This is a genomic window from Nitrosomonas eutropha (assembly GCF_003201195.1).
GTDB lineage: Bacteria > Pseudomonadota > Gammaproteobacteria > Burkholderiales > Nitrosomonadaceae > Nitrosomonas > Nitrosomonas eutropha.
In genome coordinates this window covers 43,494-66,875 of sequence record NZ_QICQ01000014.1, presented here as the reverse complement: position 1 = coordinate 66,875, position 23,382 = coordinate 43,494, and the positions used below count along the sequence as shown (strand labels likewise).

The window sequence follows — 23,382 nt, the reverse complement described above, 5'->3', positions numbered from 1 at the left end:
TCGGTGCATCGTGGGTGAATTCCCGCTTCCGCCACTTCGCTACCGTTTTTGGATTAATCCCATGCCGCTTGGCCAGAACATTCAGACTCTCTTGACTATTTTGTATCGCTCGACGCACCGCCACTGTCGTGCGGGCGCTTCCGTGTAATATCTGTCCCATAAATCATCCCTCCGTAGCTGGTTATATGTTACACCGGCACACCGTGGGACTAAACAACTTGGCTATACCCCGGAAGAAGCATGTATTCCTGACTGGTGGATTTCACATTTACACCCGGATGACCGGGATCAGGCAGTGGCGCGCCAGTCAATTCTGATATCCGAGGGGCAACTGGTGCATGATTACCGTTTTTATCATCGAGACGGGCGGATCGTCTGGTTGCTGGATCAATTGCAGCTAATTCGGGATGCCGGTGACCGACCATATGAAGTTGTCGGTACCTGTCTGGATATCAGTGAACGAAAACGAACTGAACTGATCCGGCAAGCGCAGCAGTCAGCATTGGATCTGATTGTTACCAACCAGTCGCTTCCAGTAATTTTGAGTGATATCGCGAAGCATCTCGAAGCGATCAATCCCGACATGCTGGTTTCCATTTTGTTGCTGGATAAGCAAACAAAGCGCCTGAAGCTGGGAGCCGCACCCAGTTTGCCGGATGATTACAATGCGGCAGTCAACGGCCAGGAGATTGGTGAAGGGGTAGGTTCCTGTGGTACGGCTGCCTTCCGGGGTGAAACGGTCATCGTGTCTGATATTGATCATCATCCGCACTGGCAGCATTTTCTGGATTTGACACGCAAGGCTGATCTTCATGCTTGCTGGTCCCTGCCGTTCAAGGATGAGCACAATGATGTGCTGGGTATTTTTGCCATCTATCATCATATCGCGTGCGAACCATCGCCAAAGGATCTGGAACTGATCCGGGAATTTGCGTCCTTTACGGCGCTGGCCGTGCAAAAGGTTCGGGCAACAGAAGCTTTGCGACTTTCTGCCACGGTATTTGCATCCATCCGTGAAGGGGTCGTGATTACAGATCTGGAGCCACGTATCGTTGCAGTCAATCGGGCATACATGAGGATAACTGGCTACAGTGAGGAACAGGTGCTGGGCAAGAATCCCAAGATTATCAAATCAGGTCTCCACGACAAGACGTTTTACCAGGCAATGTGGGCTACCTTGAAGGCAACAGGGCACTGGAGTGGAGAGGTCTGGAATCGTCGCAAAAATGGTGAGATCTATCCACAATGGCTGACGATCAATGCGGTATGTATCGATTCATCCTGTTGTGATGAAAGCAATTCCTGTAATTATGTTGGTGTATTTACCGATATTTCTCAAATAAAACAATCTGAAGCACAACTGGCACAACTGGCGCATTACGATCCGTTGACTGGTTTGCCCAACCGGCTGTTGGCACAGTCACAGCTGCATCAAGCCATAGAGCGGGCGCAACGACATGGCCGGCTGGTTGGTGTGCTCTATATCGATCTTGATCGTTTCAAAAATGTTAACGATAGTCTGGGCCATCCAGTCGGAGATGAGCTGCTGATCAAACTGGCCGAGCGCATGAAGAAGCGGGTACGTGAAGAAGATACACTGGCACGCCTGGGCGGGGATGAATTTTTGCTGGTGCTGGAAGATGTCCGTGATCTGGGTGATCCAGCATTTGTTGCGCAAAGCCTGATCAATCTGCTTACTTCTCCGTTTGTGCTGCCTAGCGGGCATGAGATTTTTATTAATGCCAGTATCGGCATCAGTCTGTTCCCAGAGGATGCGAGCAATGCGACTGAGTTGATTCAGCATTCTGATATGGCTATGTATCAGGCAAAAAAAGAGGGCCGCAATACCTATCGCTATCATACGGAAGCTTTGAGCGTTGCGGCGAATGAGCGGCTGATTATGGAAAATCGTTTGCGTTACGCCCTCTCAGCTGAGGAGCTTATCTTGCATTATCAGCCGTTAGTAGATGCGCGTACCGGTTATGTGGTTGGGGTAGAAGCATTGGTGCGCTGGCAGCCGCCAGGAAAAGCCATGGTGCCACCAGGAAAATTTATACCCATTGCAGAAGAAACGGGCCTGATCGTGCCGCTGGGAGAATGGGTGTTACGCACCGCCTGCAAGCAGGCTCGTGCCTGGATTGATGCTGGTTTGTCCCCACTTGTTATGGCGGTTAACTTGTCGGTACGGCAATTCCAGTCAGAAAATCTGGTCGGCATGGTGCAGCGGATACTGGAAGAAACGCAGCTTCCGGCTGATTACCTGGAACTTGAATTGACCGAGAGCATGTTCATGGAGCATGTGGAACAGTCGATTGAAACGTTGAACAAATTGAAGACGCTTGGAGTTCACCTGGCGATTGATGATTTTGGTACGGGTTATTCATCATTGATTTATCTGAAGCGCTTTCCCATCGACAAGCTGAAAATTGATCAACGTTTTGTGCGTGATCTGGCGGATGATCACAATGATCGCGAAATTGCTGCAACGATTATCGCCATGGCGCGTGGGCTAAAGCTGGGTGTCCTGGCAGAAGGTATTGAATCAGAGGAGCAACTGGCTTTCCTGCGTCAGCAGGACTGTGATTATTATCAAGGATATCTGTTTCACCGGCCGGTACCGGCAATAGAACTAGAAGCCTGGTTGCGTGAGCATTCGGTGCCCAATAGATAGGCGTTACCGTAAATCTGGTTTTTCCGATATCCTCCATACTTTCTGCGATGAAAACAGATGAAGGATACGGAATCCTGATTCCTCAATGGAATGGAGGTGCGCCACAAGTGCCGCTGCACATCAAGTTCACCAGAGGGTATTTCTTGTCATTGGCCACCAGCCGGTTAACCCAGTCTTTCAAGTAAATATCGCCAGCACTTTTTTCAGTGTAGAAAACACCCGGGGCAAATGCATCCAGTAATCCAACGTGATAGGTTCCTGCGCTGATATAGTACTTCGAGTTGTTGTTGATCAGCGCATTGGCATTCAATGTGGCCAGCATTCTTAAATGCCACTCAACAGCGGTTATAGGTCCCACATCCGGCCACTGATTGGGATCATTAATTCCCTGATCTGTTTTTCTCATGATGTTGAGAAATAGCGTTTGAGCGCTATCCCAGGCAGTCGTGATATATGCAAACTTGCTTTTTGTGAAATGGCGCTCGATGCCAGTTGCCAGATTGGTGAAAAAATTAAGGGAATTATAGTTGCTAATCTGGCTGATGCCTGGTACCCAGGTTGCGAGCGTGTGTTCAGTACCCCATGGGCCATCAGGTTTGAAAACTGTGCCTAGAAAATTATTGGTAAGGACTCCTGTCCCTGCGTCGGAGAGGAGTGATATTTTCGTGTTACCCGGATAAATGCTATGTATCCGGGGAAAATTCATTAAGGCAGCATAAGCGCCTGCACTGGACCCTGATACCAGCACTTGCTTGGTATTCGATCGATCCGGTCTTTGTTTCAACCATTCACGCACGGCCATGAAGTTGTCAAAACCGCGGTGATGCACTATCACAGGACTTCCTCCACCAATAATCCCTAAAGGATCGATGTAAAATTCATCTTTGGAGCCGATATGTATATCACCTGTACAATAAGGAATAAAAACCATGTTCCAGTCTTTTAATGGATTATCTGGGCGCGTGTAATCCATTATCCCGCCCGCTCCTTCGGGGCTGTTTTCAGCCGCAAGTGAAGGATTATAGGCAGGCCGGGTTGTTGGGGTGACCGGGGTAGTCAGCGAAGTCAGACAGGTTGCACCATTCCAGCAGGCGCCCCCACCATTAAAATAAATGAGTGTTTGCGGCTTGGTACCTTTCCGGTAGTAAAAATGAAACTGCTCCTGTGGATCAGTTGGATCACTGAATGCACAACCAGGTTGAATATCTTTATAGTTACCGTCATCATCCAGAATGGTTTGTGCGGACACTTTCACTTCTTCCCACCCTGCCGCATACACTCCCGGAAAAAAGAAAAGTAATAATATAGAAATTAAGGTAATTCGACTGTATTTCAACATCTTACCCTCCCTGCTTTATTTAAGGTGGACTTGTTATTTATATTCTTCTTCACGACCATCACCTGTATGGCTGTTAGTATTCATAGTAATACAAAGTCATAAATTCCGGAAAGATATGATAGATCATGAGCTTATTATTCTTCATCCCTGATTGATATGCAGAGAGAGTTCCAATCACGGATCATCCTCCTGCATGCACTCACAAGCATATGGAAAATTGTGCAAGACTAGCGTATCCGCAATAACGAATATGGATTTATTCTGGAGTTCCTTTAAGATTGCCTGCATGTTATCCGGCCAACAGCCGGCACTCCAGTTTATTTTGAAAGAGGAAAATGTAATGAAGCGAGAAACACTTGCCATTCATGGTGGTTTTGCCGGTGATCCACAGACACATTCGGTCGCAGTTCCTATTTATCAGACCACCAGCTACTATTTTGACGATACCCAGCATGGGGCAGATCTGTTTGATCTCAAGGTACAAGGGAATATCTACACGCGCATCATGAACCCGACTACTGCTGTGCTGGAAGAAAGAGTGGCATTACTGGAAGGGGGAGTGGGGGCGCTGGCGCTGGCTTCCGGCATGGCGGCTATTACGGCCTGTGTCCAGACGCTGGCCAGGGCGGGCGATAACATCATTTCCACCAGCCAGGTTTATGGCGGAACCTACAATTTCTTTTGTCATACACTGCCCAATCAGGGAATTGAAGTGCGCATGGTGGATGGCCGTAATCCGGCTGCTTTTGCAGATGCGATCGATGACAAGACCAGGATGGTTTTTTGTGAATCGATTGGCAACCCGGCCGGTAATGTGGTGGACATTGCTGCATTGGCTGAAGCGGCACACACGGCGGGTGTGCCGCTGGTCGTGGATAACACTGTGGCTTCCCCGGCATTGTGCCGTCCCTTTGAACATGGCGCCGATATTGTTGTCCATGCGCTGACAAAATACATGGGTGGTCACGGTACCAGCATTGGCGGAATCATTGTGGATTCCGGCAAATTTCCCTGGAAAGACAGTCCGCGTTTTCCACAATTCAACAAGCCTGATCCCAGCTATCACGGCGTGGTATATGTGGATGCATTTGGCCCGGCTGCGTTTATTGGTCGTGCGCGCGTTGTTCCGTTGCGCAACATGGGCGCGGCTATTTCTCCCTTTAATTCCTTCCTGATCCTGCAAGGAATTGAAACGCTACCACTGAGAATGGAGCGCCACTGTTTCAATGCTTTGGAGATTGCACGTTACTTGAAAGCACACCCAAAAGTTGGCTGGGTTAACTTTGCCGGTCTTGAAGACAGCCGCGACTATGTTTTGGCACAAAAATACATGGATGGCGGTATTCCATCATCAATTCTAAGCTTTGGCATTAAAGGTGGGCGTGATGCCTGTGCTCGCTTCATGGACAAGCTCGGGCTGATTAAACGACTGGTAAATATCGGGGACGCCAAAACGCTGGCCTGCCACCCGGCTACCACGACTCACCGCCAACTTAATGATGAAGAGCTGGCCAAAGCTGGTGTCAGTATCGATTTGGTACGTTTGTGCGTCGGCATTGAGCATATTGATGATCTGATTGCCGATATAGACCAGGCCTTTCAGGAAGAAGTGTGAGTATTTGTTTTTGTTGTATTACGTTGCTCGTCTGAAAGTGCGCTACGCAAGGTTTTGCTGGTGTCATCGGCTGGTGGGGTTCTGGCCGGTTTTATACGTGGGGCAGTAAACCCCGCTAATACAATGTAGAGCGCAAACAGGAAGGCAATACTCCAGGTTGATGCAGCTACTGTCAGTAATATTTCCCGGTAGCTGCTAAAATCTGCCACCATACGTGTGATCGCGGCGATTGACATGAATCCGGTCATGACCACGATAAACGTGATGCGTGAAGGATATTGTTTGATGTGCAGCAGCGTGACACGCACGATAACGTTTGTTGCCAGCGTACCCAGTGCGCCGACGGTAATGGCGTGCACGGCGGTGCTGAAATGGTTGCCGCTATTCAGTTTTGTCCACCCCAGCAGGATCAGGCCCAGTGCCAACCAGCCGTAGCCCAGCCCGAGACAGAGCAGATCCGGGCGTGCCCGACAGTGCCATAATTGCCAGCGGAACAGGCGGATGCCTGCCAGCATTCCACTGCTGATCAGCAGAACACCGGAAAGTGACGCTGCAATAGGGGCCAGAATGTATGCAGCGGCAATGGTAAGAATCAACCCGGCTTCGATATTGGGCTGCACTCTCGCAGTCAGCTCCATGCCCTGGCGATAGAATTCCCCCGCAGCAGCGGGTGCCAGCATACGGCCGCCGATAAATAACATCAGCAACGCGAACAATTGTAGGCTTTCATTGATTAAATAACGATGCAGCAGATATGCATCCAGCCGCCCGGCCAGCAGGATTACGGTTGTGAGGGCGCAGATTAAACCGAGCAAAGGAACAAGTGAGCGGTTACGCCATTTTTTAGCAGCCCACAGGCGGGGAAGCAACTGTCGAGCGAGCAGGATAGCAAACAGCGCGTTGAATGCCAAAGTTGGCCAGGCAAAGGGAGCAATCAGGTCAGCAACTCTTGCCAGCAGCCAGAAGCCCAGAAACCAGACCAGCCGCCGGGCGGGCATGGGGCCCAATAAGTAGCCGGCAATCAGTGCCGGAGCCAGGCCGAACAACATTTCAAACGCATGCCCTGCTGGCATGACTAGTATGACCGGTCCGTAACTATACCTGGCCAGTATGGTTAGCGGGATGATTAATATCGCATGCAGGCACGCTGCCGTAAAAAACCACTGATGAGCGTATGCCTTGGTTTCTCCTGGGAAAAACCGTGAGAATAGATTTCCTGATTGTGCACTATTCATTTTTATATTGGCTGGCTGCTGCAAACCGGTTTGCAGAAAATAGAATACGACAAAAGGAAGAGGTGCCTGTGTTGTGGAGAGGTGATGGATTGGCTGTGTTTCAGTCGTTATGTGTTCGCGCCTGAGTGATCCGGCTGCCAGGAGGCACACTGCGTGTCAGCCAGACATTGCCACCAATGGTGGAGCCTTTGCCGATAGTAATACGCCCCAGAATAGTCGCTCCCGCATAAATGACAACATCATCTTCAACAATAGGGTGGCGGTCGATTCCCTTTACCAGCGAACCGTGTTCATCCACCTGAAAACTTTTTGCACCGAGAGTCACCGCCTGGTACAAGCGCACGTTGTTGCCAATGACCGTGGTTTCACCAATAACGACGCCGGTGCCATGGTCAATAAAGAAGCTTCCGCCGATTTGGGCACCCGGATGGATTTCTATGCCGGTTTGTGAATGAGCGATTTCAGAAATCATGCGTGCGATCAGTGGGGTTCCCAACTGATACAGTTCATGCGCCAGCCGATGCCAGGTAATGGCGGCGACGCCGGGATAGCATACCAGCACTTCATCGATCCCGCGGGCAGCCGGATCACCTTCATAGGCAGCGAGCACATCATCATCGAGCAGTCGACGGATTACGGGCAGCCGTTTGGCGAACGTTTGGGTGATTTTCGTTGCTTGTGCGTAAGTTTCTTGATCGAGTTCTTCGGTTCCTGAATTGAAGTGCAGTTCGTGCTGAATCTGGATCAGCAAGGCGCGTAACGTTGAATTCAGGATATGGCCAACATAATGATCAACGCCTTCCACCGCCAGATCGGATGGGCCGAGGCGGTTAGGGAATAATGCTGTTCGCAGACCTTCAATAATTCCGGCCAACACTTTGCGGGAAGGCAGCCGGGGCGGTCTGAGATGTCCTTGTCGGTTGATCAGTGCAGTAGTGCGTACATCCCGTAATTCAGCTACCACGTCGTTGATCTGCAAGTGTGTGCTTTTCAACAGTAAATCACCTGCCCCATTGATATCTGTCACAATACCTCCCCGTTTCTTATTGTGGACACTTCTAAAATTGGCTCTTCAGGCGATCGTGGCGTTGTATGCCTTGCCGCCTTGTCTGTTTATTGGGTATGTTTCGTTGTTGCGCTCTGTGTGCTTTTATCTTGCACTACCGGATTTTCAGGGGTGTCCTTGTGATCAAAGGACACCCCTGAATTAATAGCCGAGAATTGATACCCGGAATAAACCTGCTAGTAATATCTGGATGAACCTGACCCGTTGGCAGCAGAGCTGGAGAAACAGGAGGTCTATTGTACCTGCCCGCATTACTTTTTCTACTATGAGATTTCTGGCTTTTTTATGAGTCTGTGTTTCAATGGGGTTACATGTTTTAATGATCTTGTCATCATTATGTGTCAGGAGGAAAGCAACTGATGGATCAATATCTATTATATGGCGACATTGGTGGAACCAAAACCTTGTTGCGCTCTGCTGTGATCAAGAATGAGGAAGTTGAGCTTCATTATGAGCATCGTTACGATAGTCGTCAGTACGGTGATTTTGACAGTATTCTGGAAGATTTCTTAAAGCAATCTGACTGTCAGCCGGTTGCTGTCTGTCTGGCAGTCGCCGGGCCGATTGTTGATCAACAGGTGCGCCTGACCAATTTGCCCTGGACAATCAATGCCTCCGCCCTTGCGGAAAAATTTTCAATTTCTGCTGTGAAAATTGTCAATGATTTTGAGGGGATGGCAGCTTCTATCGAAGTACTGCCGCAGGATGATCTGGTTATGCTGCAAGCCGGGGAACCTTCTTCTTCTGCGATGCGTGTTGTACTGGGGGCGGGTACCGGGATGGGAGTTGCTTGGTTGATCAAGCGTGGACGATTTTACGAACCGCTTGCCACCGAAGCAGGTCATGTTGATTTTGCACCGACCAGCGCCATTCAGATTGAATTGCTCAGATATCTGATGACAAAGTATCAGAGGGTTTCAATTGAACGATTGCTTTCTGGTCAGGGATTGACTCACATTTTTAATTTTTTGCAAGCTGATGCGGCAGCTGGCGCTCACTTGAAAAGTATTGAACTGGATGCTGATGATGGCGCAACCGTTACTCGGCTGGCTTTCGAGCACCAATATCCGATTGCTCTAAAAGCGCTTGATCTGTTTGCCGAGATTTATGGTGCTTATGCAGGCAATCTGGCGCTGACAGGGTTATGCCGGGGTGGCGTCTATATTGCAGGCGGCATCGCGCCGCGCATTATCCAAATTTTGCAACAACCCGGTTTTATCCAGGCATTCTGCAACAAAGGGCGATACAGTGAACTGGTGCGCGAGATTCCGGTTTATGTGGTGATGAATCCGAAAGCTGGTTTGCTGGGTGCCGGGTTGCTCGCACAGCGCATGCTGCATCAGTCAACGATATCTCTTGCGGAATAACCGGGATTGGCTGAATGAGTAGTTATGAAAGCCTGATCGCAACACTGGCCTTGACCATGGGGAGTTCCTGGGCAAGCGGGATAAATCTGTATGCTGCGTTGCTGATACTCGGCCTGGGCGGCGTCACTGGCAATATTGCTTTGCCGTATGAACTGGCAGTACTGGAAAATCCCTTTATTATCGGGGCGGCAGGTACCATGTATCTTGTTCAATTTTTTGCTGACAAGATACCGGGTGTGGATAGCATTTCAGATGCTCTGCATACCTTCGTGCGTATCCCGGCGGGTGCCATGCTGGCAGCAGGGGCAGTGGGGGATGTTTCTCCCGCCTTGGAAATTGCAGCGGGCATACTCGGTGGCGGTGCAGCGACAACCAGCCATGCTGCCAAAACCGGCACACGTCTGATGATCAACACCTCGCCCGAACCCGTATCTAACTGGACTGCCTCGATCAGTGAAGATTTAATAGTGATTGGTGGGCTGTGGACAGCCCTAAATCATCCGATATTGTTTCTGATCTTGTTTATTATATTTGTTGGCTTGGCAATCTGGTTGTTGCCAAAACTATGGAAGCTGATCAGGGCATTGCTGATAAAAACAGCCCGATTTCTGAGGATCATATCTCCTCCTGTAGTGGCTGATGATGATACTCCGGGGGGATAAAAAGTCTTTTTAGGCTTTTGGAGATTGATTGATCAGTTGATCAGTTACCTATATCTACTATCTCACTGCGGAAAATGAAGTACACCGCACCAAGGATGCACAGCCCCGCCCAGAGATAATCAAGCTTTAGCGGTTCTTCCATATAGAGCAAGCTGAAAGGCACGAATACAGACAGGGTGATGACTTCCTGCAGGATTTTGAGCTGCCCGAGGGATAAAACACTGAACCCGATGCGGTTTGCCGGTACCTGTAACATATATTCGAAGAAGGCGATTCCCCAGCTGATAAGGGCTGCCACCAGCCATGGTTTACTGCTTAAATCCTTTAGATGCGCATACCAGGCAAATGTCATGAAGACGTTGCTGATAGAGAGCAATACGACTGTAAGCCAAATTTCGCGCATGATGAAATTCGGTGTCTAACTAATCCGTTTCGAACAATTCTACCGGTCTGGATTGCATTAGCTGTACAAACGGTATGGCTGGATCAGGGGATGCAATGAGCTGATCAACCAGTTGTCTTTTTTCTTTCCCTGTAATGACCAGTATGATGCGGCTACTGTTGATAAGTGCCTGCAAGCTCAGGCTGATACGCGGGGAAGGTGCAGCAGGAGGTGTAGCAGCCTGGCACAGATTAGCTGAATTCATATCTAGCGTCATGCCAGGAAACAGAGAGGCAATATGGCCGTCTGCCCCCAGGCCAAGGATGATCAGACTGAATGGCAAGGGTAACCCGGCCAGGCGCATATCGAGGTCAGCAATTGCCTCATCAGGGTGAGCGTGTTTGGTTTTGAGGGAGATAAAATGAGGCTGTTGCTGCATGTGTTGCAGGAAATGCTCACGCACTAGCCGTTCGTTGGATTGCTCGCTGGTTGGTTCTACCCAGCGTTCATCGCTTAGCGTTACAAAGACGTGTTGCCAGGGGAGGTTTATTTGTGCCAGCCGAGGAAGGTAAACAGTGGGTGTTCTTCCACCAGGTACCACCAGACTGGCTTGGCCGTGCTGTGTGATTGCATTACGTAATGTGACGGCAACTGATTCTGCCAATGCTTCAGATAACGAGGGAAGATCATTGAAAACGTGACGTTCGATCAAGTGGTTAGTGGCCATAGGTCAGGAATAATTTCAACTGATTTAGGAAAAGGATTGTCATCGCCTGGGCGGACGCGACCAAGAAATATAACGCCGTTCTGCTGGGCACTTTCATAATCCACCAGTGCATCGCCGACCATCAGCACGCGCTCAGGATCAAGCGGGTGGGCTGACAAAATATCTGCCACCAGCGCTTCCTTGAGTCGGGGAGAGCCGTGTACCCTGGTGAAGTAGCGTGACAGGTTGCGCCGTTCAACAATTGTGCGCAGTTCATTTTCCGGCGTACCGGAAGCAACGAATAATGGAATCTGGTTTACCATTTTATCCAGTAGTGTTTCCGCTCCGGCTACCGCTTGACAGGCAATGACTGCATTCATGACCAGTTCGGAAAATCGCCGATCCAGTTCCTGCTCTTCTTCCTTGGTAAGGGGAGGGTTATTTAGCAGATTTTGCTGGAAATAATGAAATTTGAGATAGCGTGACATACCGCCGTTGGTGCGGTGATAATCTACTGCGGCCTGTGCGATCGTTTCACCATGATGGCGATACAGTTCAGCAAAGGCCTGTGCCTTGATATCCCCGGATTCCACGATGACACCATCGAAATCAAAGATAATGGCTTGCCAGTAGTCAGTCGGGCGGCTTGTTATGTTCATGCCTGATTATACTGCGGAAGAAGGGGTTGCATCTTCTTCCTGGCCATGATTGATCTGCTGGTGAATTTCCTGGATACAGTCGAGCAATCCCTGCCCAAGATCAACATGCTCATTGAGTACCAGTTTGCGGCCAACACGGGGCTGAAATGCATACGGCGTAATCTGGTAATGATGCCCTGGTTTGTCCTGATCCAAATGCAGAGCGACATCCCACGGCATCATTTCCGAGATCATGGTCATAACGTCGCGGATGCGCATTTTTTCCTGGCCGGTCAGAATCAGGTGGCGGTTGGCAAATTCCGAAGCAAGTACTTGTACGCTCATGCGGGCGGCGTCTTCGACATGAATGTATTCCCGGATGGATTCCCCACTGCCGTGATAGGTGATGGAATGTTGTTGTACGGCCTCGTGCAGCATGCGATAGATACCGTTGCGTTTGTCCGAACGTCGGCCATAGAGCGATCCATAGCGCAGAATGGTGTATTCCAGTCCGTAGCGTTCATGATAGGTTTCAGTGAAACGTTCGGCTGCCTGTTTGCTGGCGCGATAGAACGAGCCGGATTCAGAGTAAACGTAAATGCTGCTGGCAAAGATAAAACGGCGTACACCCGCCAGTCGGGCTGATTCGAGTGCATGCATGTTACCGATGACATTGATGCTGGCTGTGGCCAGAGGCTTATCATTGGCCTCATCAATATCAGCGATGGCGGCAAAATTATAGACAACCGCAGCACCCTGAACGGCGTTGGATACCTGGTTGATATCCATCAGATCACCAATGATCATTTCCTGATCAGGCCGCCGGAACGGGGAAAGATGGCGATCGAACAGACGCACCTGATAGCCTGCATTGGACAGGGCATCGGCAACGTGGCTGCCCAGAAAGCCGCCTGCACCCAGTACAACTGCAATTTGCCCCGGCTGTATTGCTTCACTCATTGATCAAACCTGCCTCGACCATTCCCCGCCACAAATTTTCAGCCGCTTCGATTTCCATGCGCTGCCGTGTTTCTCGCGCAAGTGATCCGATATGAGAAGTCAGTATCGCCCGTTTGCATTCGCGCAGAGGTCCTTGGTAGGGCTCCTGTTCGAAGCTGTCTAGTGCAGCCGCTTCAATGTGCCCTGAATTGAGCGCTGTGCATAAAGCGGTTTCATCGACCAATCCGCCACGGGCGGCGTTGATAAAGATTGTTCCGGGTTGCATATGCGCAATGGCTTCGGCATTAATTAAATGGCGAACATCCGGAGAGTAGGGCAAGTGGAGTGTCACAATATCAGCCTGTTCGAGCAAAGTATTCAATGAAACGAGTTCGATGCCGCCGGGTGCTTGCTGCAGATGAGGGTCATGTGCGATGACCTTTGCCTCGAATGCCTGACATAGTTTAGCAACCCGTCGGCCAATATGTCCCAGGCCAACAATGCCCACTGTGCGTGCAGCCAGCAGCCGTCCCTGTGTGCGTGGCCATTCACCTTTGCGTACGGAACGATCAGTGTGATTGATCTGGCGCAGGCAATCAAGCATCAGCCCTAGTGTCAGTTCTGCAACAGCCTGAGCGGGCGCTTCAGGGGTATTGGAAACCTTGATGTTTCTTTGCTGGGCAGCTTTCAGATCAACACTATCCATGCCAGTGCCGCAACGTGCAATGACACGCAAAGCACTGGCGCTTGTCAACACATGTTCTGTCAGCGGCTCAACTCCCGCCAGCAGGGCGACGGTATCCGTGCTGAGTAAATCAATAATTTCATCTTCGGCGAGCTTGCGCCGGTAAGGATTGCCGGTGACGGTGAAGCCTTGTGCCTGCAGTCGCTGTATGGCGGGGTTGTGATCAAAATCGAAAGAGGAAGTGGAAACGACGATCTTGCTCATGAAGATGTTCTGATCATGTTCAGATGGGTGCGGCAAAGGGAATCAAGCATGCGGATATCAAGGCTGTATCCCAGAAATGAAAATCCCTGTTTGATCCGTTGTTGCAGCGCAGCTGTGTCGGGTTCAACGACATGGATGCCACCTGCTTTGTGATGGTGGATACCAGCTTGCAATACTTGCTGAATGGCTGCCTGTACATCAGGATGATCCAGCTCACCCGGTTGCCCCATTGATCCAGATAGATCATAAGGGCCGATGATGTAAGCATCAATGCCGGGAGTGGACAGAATGGCATCGATGTTTTCAATAGCGCGGATATGCTCAATCATCACGATGACAACCGCATTGTCACGCAACCATTGCCGGTATGCCTGAAAACTTGTGCCATAGCCCTGAGCACGCGCTAACCCTACACCACGGGTTCCTTCAGGCGGATAATAAACAGCATCGATTGCAGCGCGAGCATCTTCTGCAGATTTGATCATCGGCACCATGATTCCGGTTGCACCGGCATCCATGACGCGTTTGATCTGATCGGGATGGTTGGAGGTCAATCGTACGATTGCCGGACATTGTTGGCTATCTAGCACTTGAATAAGTGCTTGTACTTCGCTCAGCTCCAGTACGCTGTGTTCGGTATCCAGTACCAGCCAGTCAAAACCGGCTTTGGCCATGATCTCAGCAATTGAGGGGTGTCCGAGCGTGATCCATGAGCCAATGGTCAGTTCATGATGGGTGAGACGGGCTTTCAGTGACATAAGCGCTCCAGTTAGATTCTTTGATATTTGCCCAGTAGCGGATCATTAGCCATCAGCTGCGCAACACGGGCCAGATCTGCCTCGGTATCAACTGCCTGCGTATCGTATTCAGTTTCCACCATCCTGACGCGGCGGCCGTGTTCCAGCAGGCGCAGCATATCAATTGATTCGAGGCATTCCAGTGGGGTGGGCGATAACTGGCTGTATTCGAGCAGACAGGTGCGTGTAAAAGGAATGATACAGACCTGCTTGTAAGTGGCAGTTGCTCCAAAGCCACCTGGAGCCAATGTCGGAATCGGCTGACGGGTCATATATAACGCATTTCCCTGCTGATCCGTAACCACTTTGATGGTGTTGGGGCTGCGAAAATCGGCTTCATCGTCGATTCGCTTCGTCAGATTGACGCATTCCAGTTTGGGATCATTGTGGAAAGGTGCGATGGCGGTGTCGATCATGGAAGGATGTGTCATCGGTTCATCTCCCTGCACCATGACGATCAGATCAGCATCGGTGTGTGCGGTTGCTTCCGCGATGCGGTCACTGGCCCGTTCGTGGCTGTCTGCAGTCATGATGACGGGTGCTCCGAAAGCGGTTGCTGCCTGCCGGATGGCTTCGTCACAGGTGGCGATATAAGTTGCGCTCAGCGATTTGCTCATGGCAACACGCTGGTAAACATGCTCCAGCATGGTGCAGTCCAGCAGCTGCGCTAACGGTTTTCCGGGAAAACGCGAAGAATCCATGCGTGCCGGAATGATGGCGATTGTTTTCATAGTTATGGGAAAAGTGACTGGTTAAATATGCAGATATGATGGGGCGAATAAAATATTTTTTGCAGTGCGTGCTGCGGCTGGTTTGCTGGATTCATAGGTATTATGCGCTGTGTATAATGCCACTTTGCAGTCAACCTTAATCCTTCCTTGTCAATATTTTGCATAATAACACAGGTTTATTTGGCAGCTCTTTCGGCTATTGCTTGGCTGAATAGGCTGTTGAACAATGCAACCATTATGGCAAAAGGTCATCTGGGTTCTGTTGTCCTGTGACTGCTGCTGATACATACCGGAGACAGAGGATGATAGATATCAGGAAATTTGCAATACCTGCTGACAAAACAATAGATGTCGTTATTCCGGTTTATAACGCTCCCGATTGGACACGGCGCTGTATTGATTCCATTGTCGCGCATCTTAATCAATCCATTAGACGCATTATCGTTCAGGATGATGCGTCTGGCCACGAAACGAGGGAGATGCTGGATAACCTGTCGTATGATTGTGTTGACGTTCACCATGCGGAGAAAAACCAGGGCTTTGGTATTTCAGTAAATGCAGCCGTCAATCGATCTGACGCTTCCTATGTATTTATTCTTAACTCAGACACCGAAGTCAGCCAGGATTTCCTGCCGTTGTTATGCACAGCCTTTACTGCTGATCCTGAATTAGCGGCTATTGTTCCTGCCGGTAACAGTTACGCCCAATATGATCTTGGGCGCTATATGCTGCGGGAAGCAGGCTATATACCCAATTACTATCTTCGTGGACACGCCATACTAATCCGCCGTGATGTTTTTCAGGAAATCGGAGGCTTCGACCCAGCATTTGGGCGAGGTTATTATGAAGATATTGATCTTGGCCGCCGGCTTGATCTTCACGGATGGCGTTTCGGCATACATCCTGGTGTCTGTATTTATCATAAGAGAAGGGGTTCGTTTGGTAATGGACGATCACAGAAGCAACTTTCACGACGTAACCGTGCCTTTTATCTTTCACGTTACCCTGATGCACGACAAAATATCCTGCTGTTTTCGACTAACGGATCACTTGTAAATTTTCCTTCGTCTGTTCTGGTTACAATTGAAAATGTATTTCGTAAAGGAGGTTATGTACATTGGTTTACCTCGGCGCGATCACCCACGTTGCTATGTCTGCAAATGTATAGTCAGCCGCTGCGCTTAACCGCGGTAATCTGGACAACATTTAGAAACTGGTGGCGTGCGGACAGACGTATCTCGGCTATCTGGATGATGGATGATATCCCGTTTTTATTACGCACCTTACTAATCGTCTGGGGTCGTGTGTTCAGGCTGGAAGTCAAAAAGCTATCATTTGATGAATCTCCTCTTTCTTTTGAGGGAGCAATATTAAAGAAGTAACTGTAATATCGTTAGAATAGGGAAGCATTGTAAATGCTCGTCAACCGGTTGACTTGAAAGGATTTATTTTGAGTAGTGGGATTGTATTGAGTTGGCGTGAGTTGCTGGTGCGGTTTGTATTGGTGTTTTTTTGTCTTGCACTTTGGCCCAGTGGGTTGGTGTATTGGGGAATAGGTTTGCTGGTTGTTGCCTGGCTGGTGGATGGAGGATTATCCAGATTTCCTGATCTGTTAAAAGAGCCTTTAATACAAGGCGTTCTTGTTTTTTGTGGGGTATGGGGAGTTGGCTTGCTCTGGAGTGATTTTTCTGTATCCCTTACAGGGAAATGGGAAAAATATTTTATTCTGCTGATAATTATCCCATTCTTTTCATTGTTAAATAAAGAGCGTTTACCTTGGGTGACGGGGGCGCTGATTAGTGGTTATCTGGGAGTGGTTGTGTTGGGTGGCTATCAGTATGCAGTACTTGGTGAGCAAGGAATTTCTTTGTTTGGTATGTCTTATTTGAATTTCTCATCCGCACTAGGAATCGGCGTTATTTTGGCTGTTTATGGTGGATGGGTTACTTTGTCCAGAATGCGCTGGTTTTTATCGGCTTTGTTATGGATAACCGCTTTGTTGTTGCTATTTCTTCAGTTTCGTGAGAATGCAAGAGGTATATTGCTCTCAACCGTAATGATACTCTTGTTAATGTTTTGTCTGCGTTATCAAGTAAAAGGTAAAGTGTTAGCGAGTTACCTAGCTTCAATTATTGCAGTAACTGTATTGTTCGCTGCGAGCAGTGATGTTTTTCATAAAAGACTGGAAGCAATCGGCTCAGATCTTCAATTATTTCAGCAAGGGCATTACCAAACCAGCGTAGGTTATCGGCTGGCAATCTGGGATATTGGTTTGCACGGTCTTGTTGACGCTCCTGTCATAGGGCATGGTTCTGGCATGGCGAAGCATTATCTCCAAAATAGTTTTATGTCCTATAAAGAAGGGATTTACCAGGATTTGCCTGAGTTTCATGAAGCAAAACATTTCCATAATGAACTAATTGAAATTGGCGTACATCTGGGATTGCTTGGTATATTGGCTTTTATATTCTTATTATGGTGCTGGTTCAAAACATTCAAGCAACATCAGATGGCTTTATTGGGTGGTGCAATTGTGTGTTTCACTTTTCTGTCCGGTTTGACTGATACTTTCTTACTATACAGCAGAATTCCACCATTTTTGCTCGCAGTGACGGCCATAGCTGTTTGCTGGCAGAGGTATGAAGGAAGCCTTGATCTAATCGATCGAAAGAGTCCGCAAATCAAGGGTGGAATTCGTAAACGTTCCAGTATGGCTCGATAATGCCAATCCTGCAGCCACCGGTCGTTGATAATCCAGATGGATTGATCCCTGTTAATCCGATGATTGAACATTATATGTACACTCTGACAGAGCAGTTTGATCATCCCATCCTCGATGAGATGGAAGCATTTGCCCGGGTGAGAAATTTCCCGATTGTAGGCAGGCTCGTTGGGATCTCGCTGGAAATCCTCGCAAAAATGATAGGTGCACATAGAGTTTTTGAGTTTGGCAGCGGGTACGGGTATTCCGCCTATTGGTTTGGCAAGGCAGTTGGACCTGATGGCCAAATTGTCTGTACAGACAGCAATCCGGTTAATCAGGAAAGGGCAGAGCAATATCTCGCTGCCGTTGGAATATGGGAGCGGGTGAAATTTTGCACGGGCTATGCTCAGGATATATTTGCACAGACTGATGGGATGTTCGATATCTGCTACAACGATGCGGATAAAGGAGGATATCCGGATATCTGGCGCATGGCCAAAGAACGTATCCGCCCTGGTGGGTTATATATTGCCGACAACGTATTATGGCGTGGGCGAGTGGCCGTGGATGGCTCTGCAGATATTAAACCAGGCTGGACTGAAGCAATCAGAGAGCATAATCAGCTAATTTGTAAGGATCCGGAGTTTGATGCCTTTATCAATCCAACGCGTGATGGCGTTATCGTGGCGCGCAGAAAAATGGCATAATACAGCTTTGAATTATTTGTCTTTCTATTATTAATCAGTAAGGAGAACTTTTATGCAGATCCATGTGTACGATACCTATGTCAAATCCAAGCGCGGACACACTATGCATTTTGATGTGTTTACTGATGTAAGGGATGATAAGAAAGCGATTGAATTTGCCAAGGAATGGCTTGCTTCGATTGGAGAAGAGGATGCGACGGTAACCAGTGAGGAATGTCGTTTTTGCCACAGCCAGAAAGCACCTGATGAGGTGATTGAAGCGATCAAGCAGAAAGGATATTACATTTATAAAATGGAAGGGTGTGATTAGCAGATTATCGGCGAGTCGAAGTATTGCGATAATTATGGAGCTTTATACGATGAGATGGATATTCGCAAAAATACTGATACTGTCAGCTTCAGCTGTTTTTTTTATGACGAGTATTGCAGCGCATGCGGCTGAACCAAAATCAATCGGAGAATTTGGTGATTGGATCGCCTATGTGTACATGGAGGAAAGTAACAAGGTTTGTTATATGGTCAGCACACCCAGTAAGGAGGAAGGTAACTATACCAAGCGCGGGAGTGTTTATGCGCTGATCACCCATCGTCCCGCTGAGAAGAGCAAAAATGTGTTCAGTTTCGTTGCGGGTTACTCATTTAAACCAAACAGCGAGGTGACAGTCAGTATCGGCGGCCAGCGTTTCAAATTGTTTACTCAGAATGAAACTGCCTGGGCACCCGATTCAGCAACAGATAACAAACTGATGTCAGCGATACGCGGGGGCAATCAGATGGTGGTTAACGGGGTTTCTGCGCAGGGGACGGCAACAACTGATACTTTCGGTTTAAAAGGATCAAGTGCGGCTTATGCTGCCATTTCCAGGGAATGCGGAATTAAATGAGGCGGTTATGGGCGATAGAATAACTATTTATCAAAAACCCACCTGCAGTAAATGCCATGAAGCATTAACTATTCTTAAGGAGAGTGGTAATGAATTCGACAGTATTAATTACTACGATACCCGACTGACCATCGACATGTTGCGCGAGATTGTTCGTAAGTTGGGTATTCCAGCAAGAGGTTTGCTGCGTGCGGATGAGCCACTTGCTAAGGGTTCGGAATCAGCGAATGATGAGGAATTATTACAACTGATGGCGGCCAATCCTGATCTGATTCAGCGCCCAATTGTGATTCGCGGGGATAGTGCGGTACTGGGGCGACCCCCTGAGAAGATAAAAAAGTTACTAGGTGGTTGAAGGTTCAATTTTCGGAGCACAGGCAATTAGAATTGCCTGCGCTCCGAAGTCTGGTGGTTAATCTGCAGCAACACTTCTTTGTTGAATTCTGCGTGCAGGTAACTTTTCCCGGATTCTTGCAGCTTTGCCGGTTCTATCTCTCAGGTAATAGAGTTTTGCTCGACGTACTGCACCGCGCCGTTTGACTTCCATGCTTGCAATGAGAGGGGAGTAAGTCTGAAATGTGCGTTCTACTGCCTCTCCACTGGATATTTTTCTCACAATAAATGAAGAATTGAGTCCACGGTTGCGTTTGGCGATAACGACCCCTTCAAAGGCCTGGGTACGTTTACGATCACCTTCTACGACATTTACGTTGACCACGAGTGTATCGCCCGGCGAAAAATCGGGAATTATTTTCCCCAGCCTTTCTATTTCTTCACGTTCCAGTTGTTCGATCAAGTTCATTTCGTTGCTCCTGTTCTTTTATTGTATCTGTCGCCTGGTTGGTAATCGTCAAACATTGTAATTGCTTAAACTCCTCCAGTAATTCCTTTTCCTTGCCAGGGAGGCCTTCTGGATATTTTTCTGCTAACAAATCAGGCCTTTTTAGCCAAGTTCTACCAATTGCCTGTTGCAGGCGCCAGCGCTCTATTTTTGCGTGGTCACCGGACAACAGCACTTCGGGTACTGGTTTTTCTTTATAGATATCGGGCCGGGTATAGTGTGGATATTCCAGCAAATGATCAACGTGGGAATCTTGGCTGGCTGATTGCGTATCACCCAATGCGCCAGGTAATTGCCTGATCACCGCATCAATTAAGACCATGGCCGCCAGCTCCCCACCAGAAATTACGTAATCCCCGATTGAAATTTCTTCGTCTACCTGATCTTCTATTAATCTTTCATCAATTCCTTCGTAACGACCACAGAGCAATATGACTCCATCTAGTTTGGAAATCTGCAGAATTTTTTTATGATCCAATCGCTTGCCCTGAGGGGAAAGGTAAATGACGCTGGTTCTGCTGGTTCCATTCCTGGTCTGCCGAATTTTTGCATCTGTGATGGCCAGATCCAGCGGTTCAGCCATCATGATCATGCCAGGACCTCCACCATAAGGTGCATCATCTACCGTCCGATAACGGTTTGTGGCATAGTCGCGAGGGTTCCAGGTATGCAGACGATATAAGTTATTTTTTTTTGCTCTGCCTGTTACTCCGTGTTGTGTGACAGCATCAAACATGTCGGGCAACAACGTAATGACGTCAAATTCAAACGGCATCATACAAAATTCAATAATCTAGCTCCCAATCCACCATGATTTGTCGTGATCTCATATCTACTTGCCTGACAACCTGATCTACAAAAGGAATCAATTCTTCTTTGCCGCCGGGGAGCTGAATGCGCAATACGTCATTTGCCCCTGTTTCAAATAAGCCGGCCACAGTTCCGATAAATTCACCTTGCGTGTTAACAACACTGATTCCAATCAAATCTGACCAATAGTATCCCTCTTTGCCATCTTCTGATAGTTGAGGCAGTTGACTGCGTGGTACGGCAATCAGCCACCCCTTCAGCCCAGAGGCATTCGTCCGGTCGCTATATTCTTCCAACGTAATAATCAGCAAGCTGTCGTGAACAGAGAAAGAGGTTGGATGTACTATTTGCCAGCTTTTCTCATCATTGCTGAGCCACCACACAGGATATTCCATCAATCCATCAATGTGTTCGGTGAAGGGAGTAACCTTGATCTGGCCTCTAATCCCGTGTGGGCCAATAACTCTACCCAACACAACCATTAACTCCTCGTTTATGAGAAGCCCGGCTTCACTCTGATGGCTAGGCGGGTTTTTGCTGTCTGCCAAACTGTTTAACGAGCCTGGAGACGGTACTGGATAGCTGTGCTCCTTGGGATTGCCAGTGGTTCAGGCGATCCATCTGAATACGCAAACTTTCTTCGCCACCCGTAGCCCGAGGGTTGTAGAATCCCACGCGTTCTATAAATTTTCCGTCCCGATGGCGACGGGAATCGGCCACTACCATATTGTAAAAAGGACGCTTCTTAGCACCACCTCGTGCCAGTCTTACTACTACCATGTTGCCCCTTGTATAAAGTGGTTATTTGTTAACTAAAACCTGTAATTCTATGGCAATTTTCATATACTTAGCAAGCAATAAATTAAATTGCAATCCGGTGGCTATGTACTATGTATTTAAAAAGGGATCGGCCAAATTAAGGTAATCGGTGATATTAATATAATCATTCAAGTAAAAGTGTATCGTGAACAATACAATGGTTTGATTCTAATAAGGTAGCTGTAAAAGTCATGAAAAATTCAGATCATAGTTATTACTTGATTAAAGAGCTACTTGCAGAGGCCAATCGTTGCGTGGCATGTGGATTGTGTTTGCCGCATTGTCCTACTTATCACCTGACGCATTCCGAGGCGGATTCTCCGCGAGGACGTATTGCACTGATGAGTGGGGTTGCTAATAAGCACATTCCATTGAATGAGAGATTTGTTCAGCATATGGATCGCTGTCTTACTTGTCGTGCCTGCGAGAGTGTGTGTCCAAGTAACGTCGCCTATGGCCGCTTGATTAATAATGCGCGTGCCATGATTCATGAAAACTCATCCTTTGTTCAAAAAGAAAATCGAAGTGGAAAGAGTTGGTTGAGGGATTTGCTGGAACGAGAGCTGGTTGCGAAATCTGCTCGATTTGACATATTGCGGCCAGCGTTGCGTCTATTGGTCAGGAGTGGTTTGCTGTCGTTGTTGTTACGGTTGAATGTACTGAAAAGAAATGCCCTGGCTCAGTCTCTGCTATTTCTGGCAACACGCAATCTACCGGGGCAAATATGGCGTGGCTCATACCCGGCTAAGGGTTTTCTGCGCGGTGAGGTGGCGTTGTTTCTGGGTTGTGTTGCAAGGCTGGTTGATACCGAAACACTGCTTTCAACCATATCTATATTGAACCAGCTGGGTTATACAGTGCATGTGCCAAGTGCACAAACGTGTTGTGGAGCGCTTTATCAACATAGTGGTCAGGTTGATGCAGCAATGTCGCTGGCTCAACAAAATCTCCGTGCTTTTGAGGGGTTGAATATTCAGGCAATTATCAGTACTGCTTCCGGTTGTGGTGTTCAATTGGCAGAATATTCGTCACGATTAGAAGATGCCGGGTTTTCTGTGCCGGTAATGGATATTGGTCAGTTTCTCGATGCACGGGTATGGGATGAAATCAGTTTTGTGCCCTTGTCGCGAAAAATAGCGGTGCATGAGCCTTGTACGTTGCGTAATACACTGCGTGCTTCAGGCTATCTGTATTCTGTGCTGCAACATATTCCGGGAATTGAAGTAGTGGAACTACCTGGTAACGATCGGTGTTGCGGCGCGGCCGGTACCTATTTTCTTGATCAGCCAGAATTTGCAGGAGCTTTGCTTGATGAAAAATTACAAACTTTCGAACAGACCAGGGCTGATTGCCTGGTGACGGCGAATATCGGTTGTGCCTTGCATATTGCTAACGGGTTGGTGAGAAAAGGGAAAAATATAGAGGTTTTGCATCCGGTAACGTTGCTTGCTCGGCAAATGCGTATAAAATGAAAAGTAGATTGTTCTGGCTCAAGACGGGAAAAAGAGATTAGTGGAGGA

Annotated in this window: 25 protein-coding genes and 1 pseudogene; 11 read left to right on the top strand and 15 right to left on the bottom strand. The window is 48.4% G+C overall.

Annotated elements, in window-relative coordinates; translation table 11 throughout:
• Positions 1-160 (bottom strand): annotated as a pseudogene (locus C8R14_RS06850) (IS481 family transposase); the annotation flags it as partial.
• On the opposite strand from C8R14_RS06850, the gene C8R14_RS06845 reads away from it, so the two are divergent.
• Positions 152-2,671, top strand: coding sequence for an EAL domain-containing protein (locus tag C8R14_RS06845; protein WP_082211239.1), 2,520 nt, complete (start codon positions 152-154; stop codon positions 2,669-2,671). The pseudogene C8R14_RS06850 and the gene C8R14_RS06845 overlap by 9 nt on opposite strands.
• 82 nt (positions 2,672-2,753) lie before the next feature.
• Here the strand turns inward: C8R14_RS06845 and C8R14_RS06840 are convergent, their stop codons facing one another.
• Positions 2,754-4,010 (bottom strand): pectin acetylesterase-family hydrolase, encoded by a 1,257-nt coding sequence (locus tag C8R14_RS06840; protein ID WP_110332587.1) that lies wholly within the window; start codon positions 4,008-4,010, stop codon positions 2,754-2,756.
• Positions 4,011-4,350: 340 nt separating this feature from the next.
• On the opposite strand from C8R14_RS06840, the gene C8R14_RS06835 reads away from it, so the two are divergent.
• Entirely contained in the window at positions 4,351-5,625 is a 1,275-nt protein-coding gene (locus C8R14_RS06835) for an O-acetylhomoserine aminocarboxypropyltransferase/cysteine synthase family protein (RefSeq protein WP_011633543.1), read from the top strand.
• Here the strand turns inward: C8R14_RS06835 and C8R14_RS06830 are convergent.
• A complete protein-coding gene (locus C8R14_RS06830; protein WP_258332776.1) occupies positions 5,610-7,010 on the bottom strand; it encodes an NnrS family protein in 1,401 nt (466 codons plus the stop codon). The genes C8R14_RS06835 and C8R14_RS06830 overlap by 16 nt on opposite strands.
• Positions 6,961-7,887: a serine O-acetyltransferase EpsC gene (gene epsC, locus C8R14_RS06825; protein ID WP_011633545.1), complete on the bottom strand. Its 927-nt coding sequence runs from the start codon at positions 7,885-7,887 to the stop codon at positions 6,961-6,963. Before epsC ends, C8R14_RS06830 begins: the two co-directional genes overlap by 50 nt.
• A 398-nt stretch (positions 7,888-8,285) precedes the next feature.
• On the opposite strand from epsC, the gene glk reads away from it, so the two are divergent.
• On the top strand, positions 8,286-9,293 hold the full coding sequence (gene glk, locus C8R14_RS06820) for a glucokinase (RefSeq protein ID WP_011633546.1): 1,008 nt from the start codon (positions 8,286-8,288) through the stop codon (positions 9,291-9,293).
• Between the two features lie 14 nt (positions 9,294-9,307).
• On the top strand, positions 9,308-9,955 hold the full coding sequence (locus C8R14_RS06815) for a DUF4126 domain-containing protein (RefSeq protein WP_011633547.1): 648 nt from the start codon (positions 9,308-9,310) through the stop codon (positions 9,953-9,955).
• A 40-nt stretch (positions 9,956-9,995) separates the two neighbouring features.
• Here the strand turns inward: C8R14_RS06815 and C8R14_RS06810 are convergent, their stop codons facing one another.
• The 7 genes from C8R14_RS06810 to C8R14_RS06780 are packed head-to-tail and all read right to left on the bottom strand — an operon-like array spanning position 9,996 to position 15,097.
• Positions 9,996-10,358, bottom strand: a complete 363-nt coding sequence (locus C8R14_RS06810) for a DMT family protein (RefSeq protein ID WP_011633548.1) — start codon at positions 10,356-10,358, stop codon at positions 9,996-9,998.
• 19 nt (positions 10,359-10,377) lie between these two features.
• Entirely contained in the window at positions 10,378-11,064 is a 687-nt protein-coding gene (gene pgl, locus C8R14_RS06805) for a 6-phosphogluconolactonase (RefSeq protein ID WP_011633549.1), read from the bottom strand.
• Positions 11,046-11,702 carry an HAD family hydrolase gene (locus C8R14_RS06800; RefSeq protein ID WP_011633550.1) on the bottom strand — a complete coding sequence of 219 codons (657 nt, stop codon included), beginning with the start codon at positions 11,700-11,702 and terminating at the stop codon, positions 11,046-11,048. The genes pgl and C8R14_RS06800 overlap by 19 nt, the downstream gene beginning before the upstream one ends.
• Positions 11,703-11,708: 6 nt before the next feature.
• Complete coding sequence (locus tag C8R14_RS06795) at positions 11,709-12,641, bottom strand: NAD-dependent epimerase/dehydratase family protein (RefSeq protein ID WP_011633551.1); 933 nt, start codon at positions 12,639-12,641, stop codon at positions 11,709-11,711.
• Positions 12,634-13,569, bottom strand: a complete 936-nt coding sequence (locus C8R14_RS06790; RefSeq protein ID WP_011633552.1) for a phosphoglycerate dehydrogenase — start codon at positions 13,567-13,569, stop codon at positions 12,634-12,636. Before C8R14_RS06790 ends, C8R14_RS06795 begins: the two co-directional genes overlap by 8 nt.
• Positions 13,566-14,327 carry an HpcH/HpaI aldolase family protein gene (locus C8R14_RS06785; RefSeq protein WP_011633553.1) on the bottom strand — a complete coding sequence of 254 codons (762 nt, stop codon included), beginning with the start codon at positions 14,325-14,327 and terminating at the stop codon, positions 13,566-13,568. The genes C8R14_RS06790 and C8R14_RS06785 overlap by 4 nt, the downstream gene beginning before the upstream one ends.
• A gap of 11 nt (positions 14,328-14,338) precedes the next feature.
• Entirely contained in the window at positions 14,339-15,097 is a 759-nt protein-coding gene (locus tag C8R14_RS06780; RefSeq protein ID WP_011633554.1) for a 3-deoxy-manno-octulosonate cytidylyltransferase, read from the bottom strand.
• Between the two features lie 302 nt (positions 15,098-15,399).
• Between C8R14_RS06780 and C8R14_RS06775 the strand changes: the two genes are divergently transcribed.
• From C8R14_RS06775 to C8R14_RS06750, 6 genes are all read left to right on the top strand, one after another.
• Positions 15,400-16,479 carry a glycosyltransferase family 2 protein gene (locus C8R14_RS06775; protein WP_011633555.1) on the top strand — a complete coding sequence of 360 codons (1,080 nt, stop codon included), beginning with the start codon at positions 15,400-15,402 and terminating at the stop codon, positions 16,477-16,479.
• Between the two features lie 197 nt (positions 16,480-16,676).
• Positions 16,677-17,819, top strand: coding sequence for an O-antigen ligase family protein (locus tag C8R14_RS06770; protein WP_256201537.1), 1,143 nt, complete (start codon positions 16,677-16,679; stop codon positions 17,817-17,819).
• Positions 17,819-18,508: an O-methyltransferase gene (locus C8R14_RS06765; RefSeq protein ID WP_011633557.1), complete on the top strand. Its 690-nt coding sequence runs from the start codon at positions 17,819-17,821 to the stop codon at positions 18,506-18,508. Before C8R14_RS06770 ends, C8R14_RS06765 begins: the two co-directional genes overlap by 1 nt.
• Positions 18,509-18,560: 52 nt before the next feature.
• Positions 18,561-18,818 carry a DUF2024 family protein gene (locus tag C8R14_RS06760; protein WP_011633558.1) on the top strand — a complete coding sequence of 86 codons (258 nt, stop codon included), beginning with the start codon at positions 18,561-18,563 and terminating at the stop codon, positions 18,816-18,818.
• A gap of 49 nt (positions 18,819-18,867) precedes the next feature.
• The gene (locus C8R14_RS06755) at positions 18,868-19,392 is read left to right on the top strand and encodes an invasion associated locus B family protein (protein ID WP_011633559.1); all 525 of its coding nucleotides are present in this window, start codon (positions 18,868-18,870) and stop codon (positions 19,390-19,392) included.
• Between the two features lie 7 nt (positions 19,393-19,399).
• Positions 19,400-19,747 carry an arsenate reductase family protein gene (locus tag C8R14_RS06750; RefSeq protein ID WP_011633560.1) on the top strand — a complete coding sequence of 116 codons (348 nt, stop codon included), beginning with the start codon at positions 19,400-19,402 and terminating at the stop codon, positions 19,745-19,747.
• A gap of 57 nt (positions 19,748-19,804) precedes the next feature.
• On the opposite strand, the gene rplS is transcribed toward C8R14_RS06750, so the two are convergent.
• From rplS to rpsP, 4 genes are read right to left on the bottom strand one after another with little or no spacing between them, the layout of a single operon-like run.
• Complete coding sequence (gene rplS, locus C8R14_RS06745) at positions 19,805-20,194, bottom strand: 50S ribosomal protein L19 (RefSeq protein WP_011633561.1); 390 nt, start codon at positions 20,192-20,194, stop codon at positions 19,805-19,807.
• Entirely contained in the window at positions 20,166-21,008 is an 843-nt protein-coding gene (gene trmD, locus C8R14_RS06740) for a tRNA (guanosine(37)-N1)-methyltransferase TrmD (RefSeq protein ID WP_041353418.1), read from the bottom strand. Before trmD ends, rplS begins: the two co-directional genes overlap by 29 nt.
• 10 nt (positions 21,009-21,018) lie before the next feature.
• A complete protein-coding gene (gene rimM, locus C8R14_RS06735; protein WP_011633563.1) occupies positions 21,019-21,525 on the bottom strand; it encodes a ribosome maturation factor RimM in 507 nt (168 codons plus the stop codon).
• A gap of 40 nt (positions 21,526-21,565) precedes the next feature.
• A complete protein-coding gene (rpsP, locus tag C8R14_RS06730; protein WP_011633564.1) occupies positions 21,566-21,823 on the bottom strand; it encodes a 30S ribosomal protein S16 in 258 nt (85 codons plus the stop codon).
• Positions 21,824-22,053: 230 nt separating this feature from the next.
• On the opposite strand from rpsP, the gene C8R14_RS06725 reads away from it, so the two are divergent.
• Positions 22,054-23,334 carry a (Fe-S)-binding protein gene (locus tag C8R14_RS06725; RefSeq protein WP_011633565.1) on the top strand — a complete coding sequence of 427 codons (1,281 nt, stop codon included), beginning with the start codon at positions 22,054-22,056 and terminating at the stop codon, positions 23,332-23,334.
• The last annotated feature ends 48 nt before the right edge of the window (positions 23,335-23,382 follow it).

Excerpts from the sequence above, each read along its gene's own strand:
- C8R14_RS06840 (WP_110332587.1), bottom strand. The coding sequence starts at position 4,010 with ATGTTGAAATACAGTCGAATTACCTTAATTTCTATATTATTACTTTTC.
- C8R14_RS06835 (WP_011633543.1), top strand. The coding sequence starts at position 4,351 with ATGAAGCGAGAAACACTTGCCATTCATGGTGGTTTTGCCGGTGATCCA.
- glk (WP_011633546.1), top strand. The coding sequence starts at position 8,286 with ATGGATCAATATCTATTATATGGCGACATTGGTGGAACCAAAACCTTG.
- C8R14_RS06815 (WP_011633547.1), top strand. The coding sequence starts at position 9,308 with ATGAGTAGTTATGAAAGCCTGATCGCAACACTGGCCTTGACCATGGGG.
- C8R14_RS06810 (WP_011633548.1), bottom strand. The coding sequence starts at position 10,358 with ATGCGCGAAATTTGGCTTACAGTCGTATTGCTCTCTATCAGCAACGTC.
- pgl (WP_011633549.1), bottom strand. The coding sequence starts at position 11,064 with ATGGCCACTAACCACTTGATCGAACGTCACGTTTTCAATGATCTTCCC.
- C8R14_RS06800 (WP_011633550.1), bottom strand. The coding sequence starts at position 11,702 with ATGAACATAACAAGCCGCCCGACTGACTACTGGCAAGCCATTATCTTT.
- C8R14_RS06795 (WP_011633551.1), bottom strand. The coding sequence starts at position 12,641 with ATGAGTGAAGCAATACAGCCGGGGCAAATTGCAGTTGTACTGGGTGCA.
- C8R14_RS06790 (WP_011633552.1), bottom strand. The coding sequence starts at position 13,569 with ATGAGCAAGATCGTCGTTTCCACTTCCTCTTTCGATTTTGATCACAAC.
- C8R14_RS06785 (WP_011633553.1), bottom strand. The coding sequence starts at position 14,327 with ATGTCACTGAAAGCCCGTCTCACCCATCATGAACTGACCATTGGCTCA.
- C8R14_RS06780 (WP_011633554.1), bottom strand. The coding sequence starts at position 15,097 with ATGAAAACAATCGCCATCATTCCGGCACGCATGGATTCTTCGCGTTTT.
- C8R14_RS06775 (WP_011633555.1), top strand. The coding sequence starts at position 15,400 with ATGATAGATATCAGGAAATTTGCAATACCTGCTGACAAAACAATAGAT.
- C8R14_RS06765 (WP_011633557.1), top strand. The coding sequence starts at position 17,819 with ATGCCAATCCTGCAGCCACCGGTCGTTGATAATCCAGATGGATTGATC.
- C8R14_RS06760 (WP_011633558.1), top strand. The coding sequence starts at position 18,561 with ATGCAGATCCATGTGTACGATACCTATGTCAAATCCAAGCGCGGACAC.
- C8R14_RS06755 (WP_011633559.1), top strand. The coding sequence starts at position 18,868 with ATGAGATGGATATTCGCAAAAATACTGATACTGTCAGCTTCAGCTGTT.
- C8R14_RS06750 (WP_011633560.1), top strand. The coding sequence starts at position 19,400 with ATGGGCGATAGAATAACTATTTATCAAAAACCCACCTGCAGTAAATGC.
- rplS (WP_011633561.1), bottom strand. The coding sequence starts at position 20,194 with ATGAACTTGATCGAACAACTGGAACGTGAAGAAATAGAAAGGCTGGGG.
- trmD (WP_041353418.1), bottom strand. The coding sequence starts at position 21,008 with ATGCCGTTTGAATTTGACGTCATTACGTTGTTGCCCGACATGTTTGAT.
- rimM (WP_011633563.1), bottom strand. The coding sequence starts at position 21,525 with ATGGTTGTGTTGGGTAGAGTTATTGGCCCACACGGGATTAGAGGCCAG.
- rpsP (WP_011633564.1), bottom strand. The coding sequence starts at position 21,823 with ATGGTAGTAGTAAGACTGGCACGAGGTGGTGCTAAGAAGCGTCCTTTT.
- C8R14_RS06725 (WP_011633565.1), top strand. The coding sequence starts at position 22,054 with ATGAAAAATTCAGATCATAGTTATTACTTGATTAAAGAGCTACTTGCA.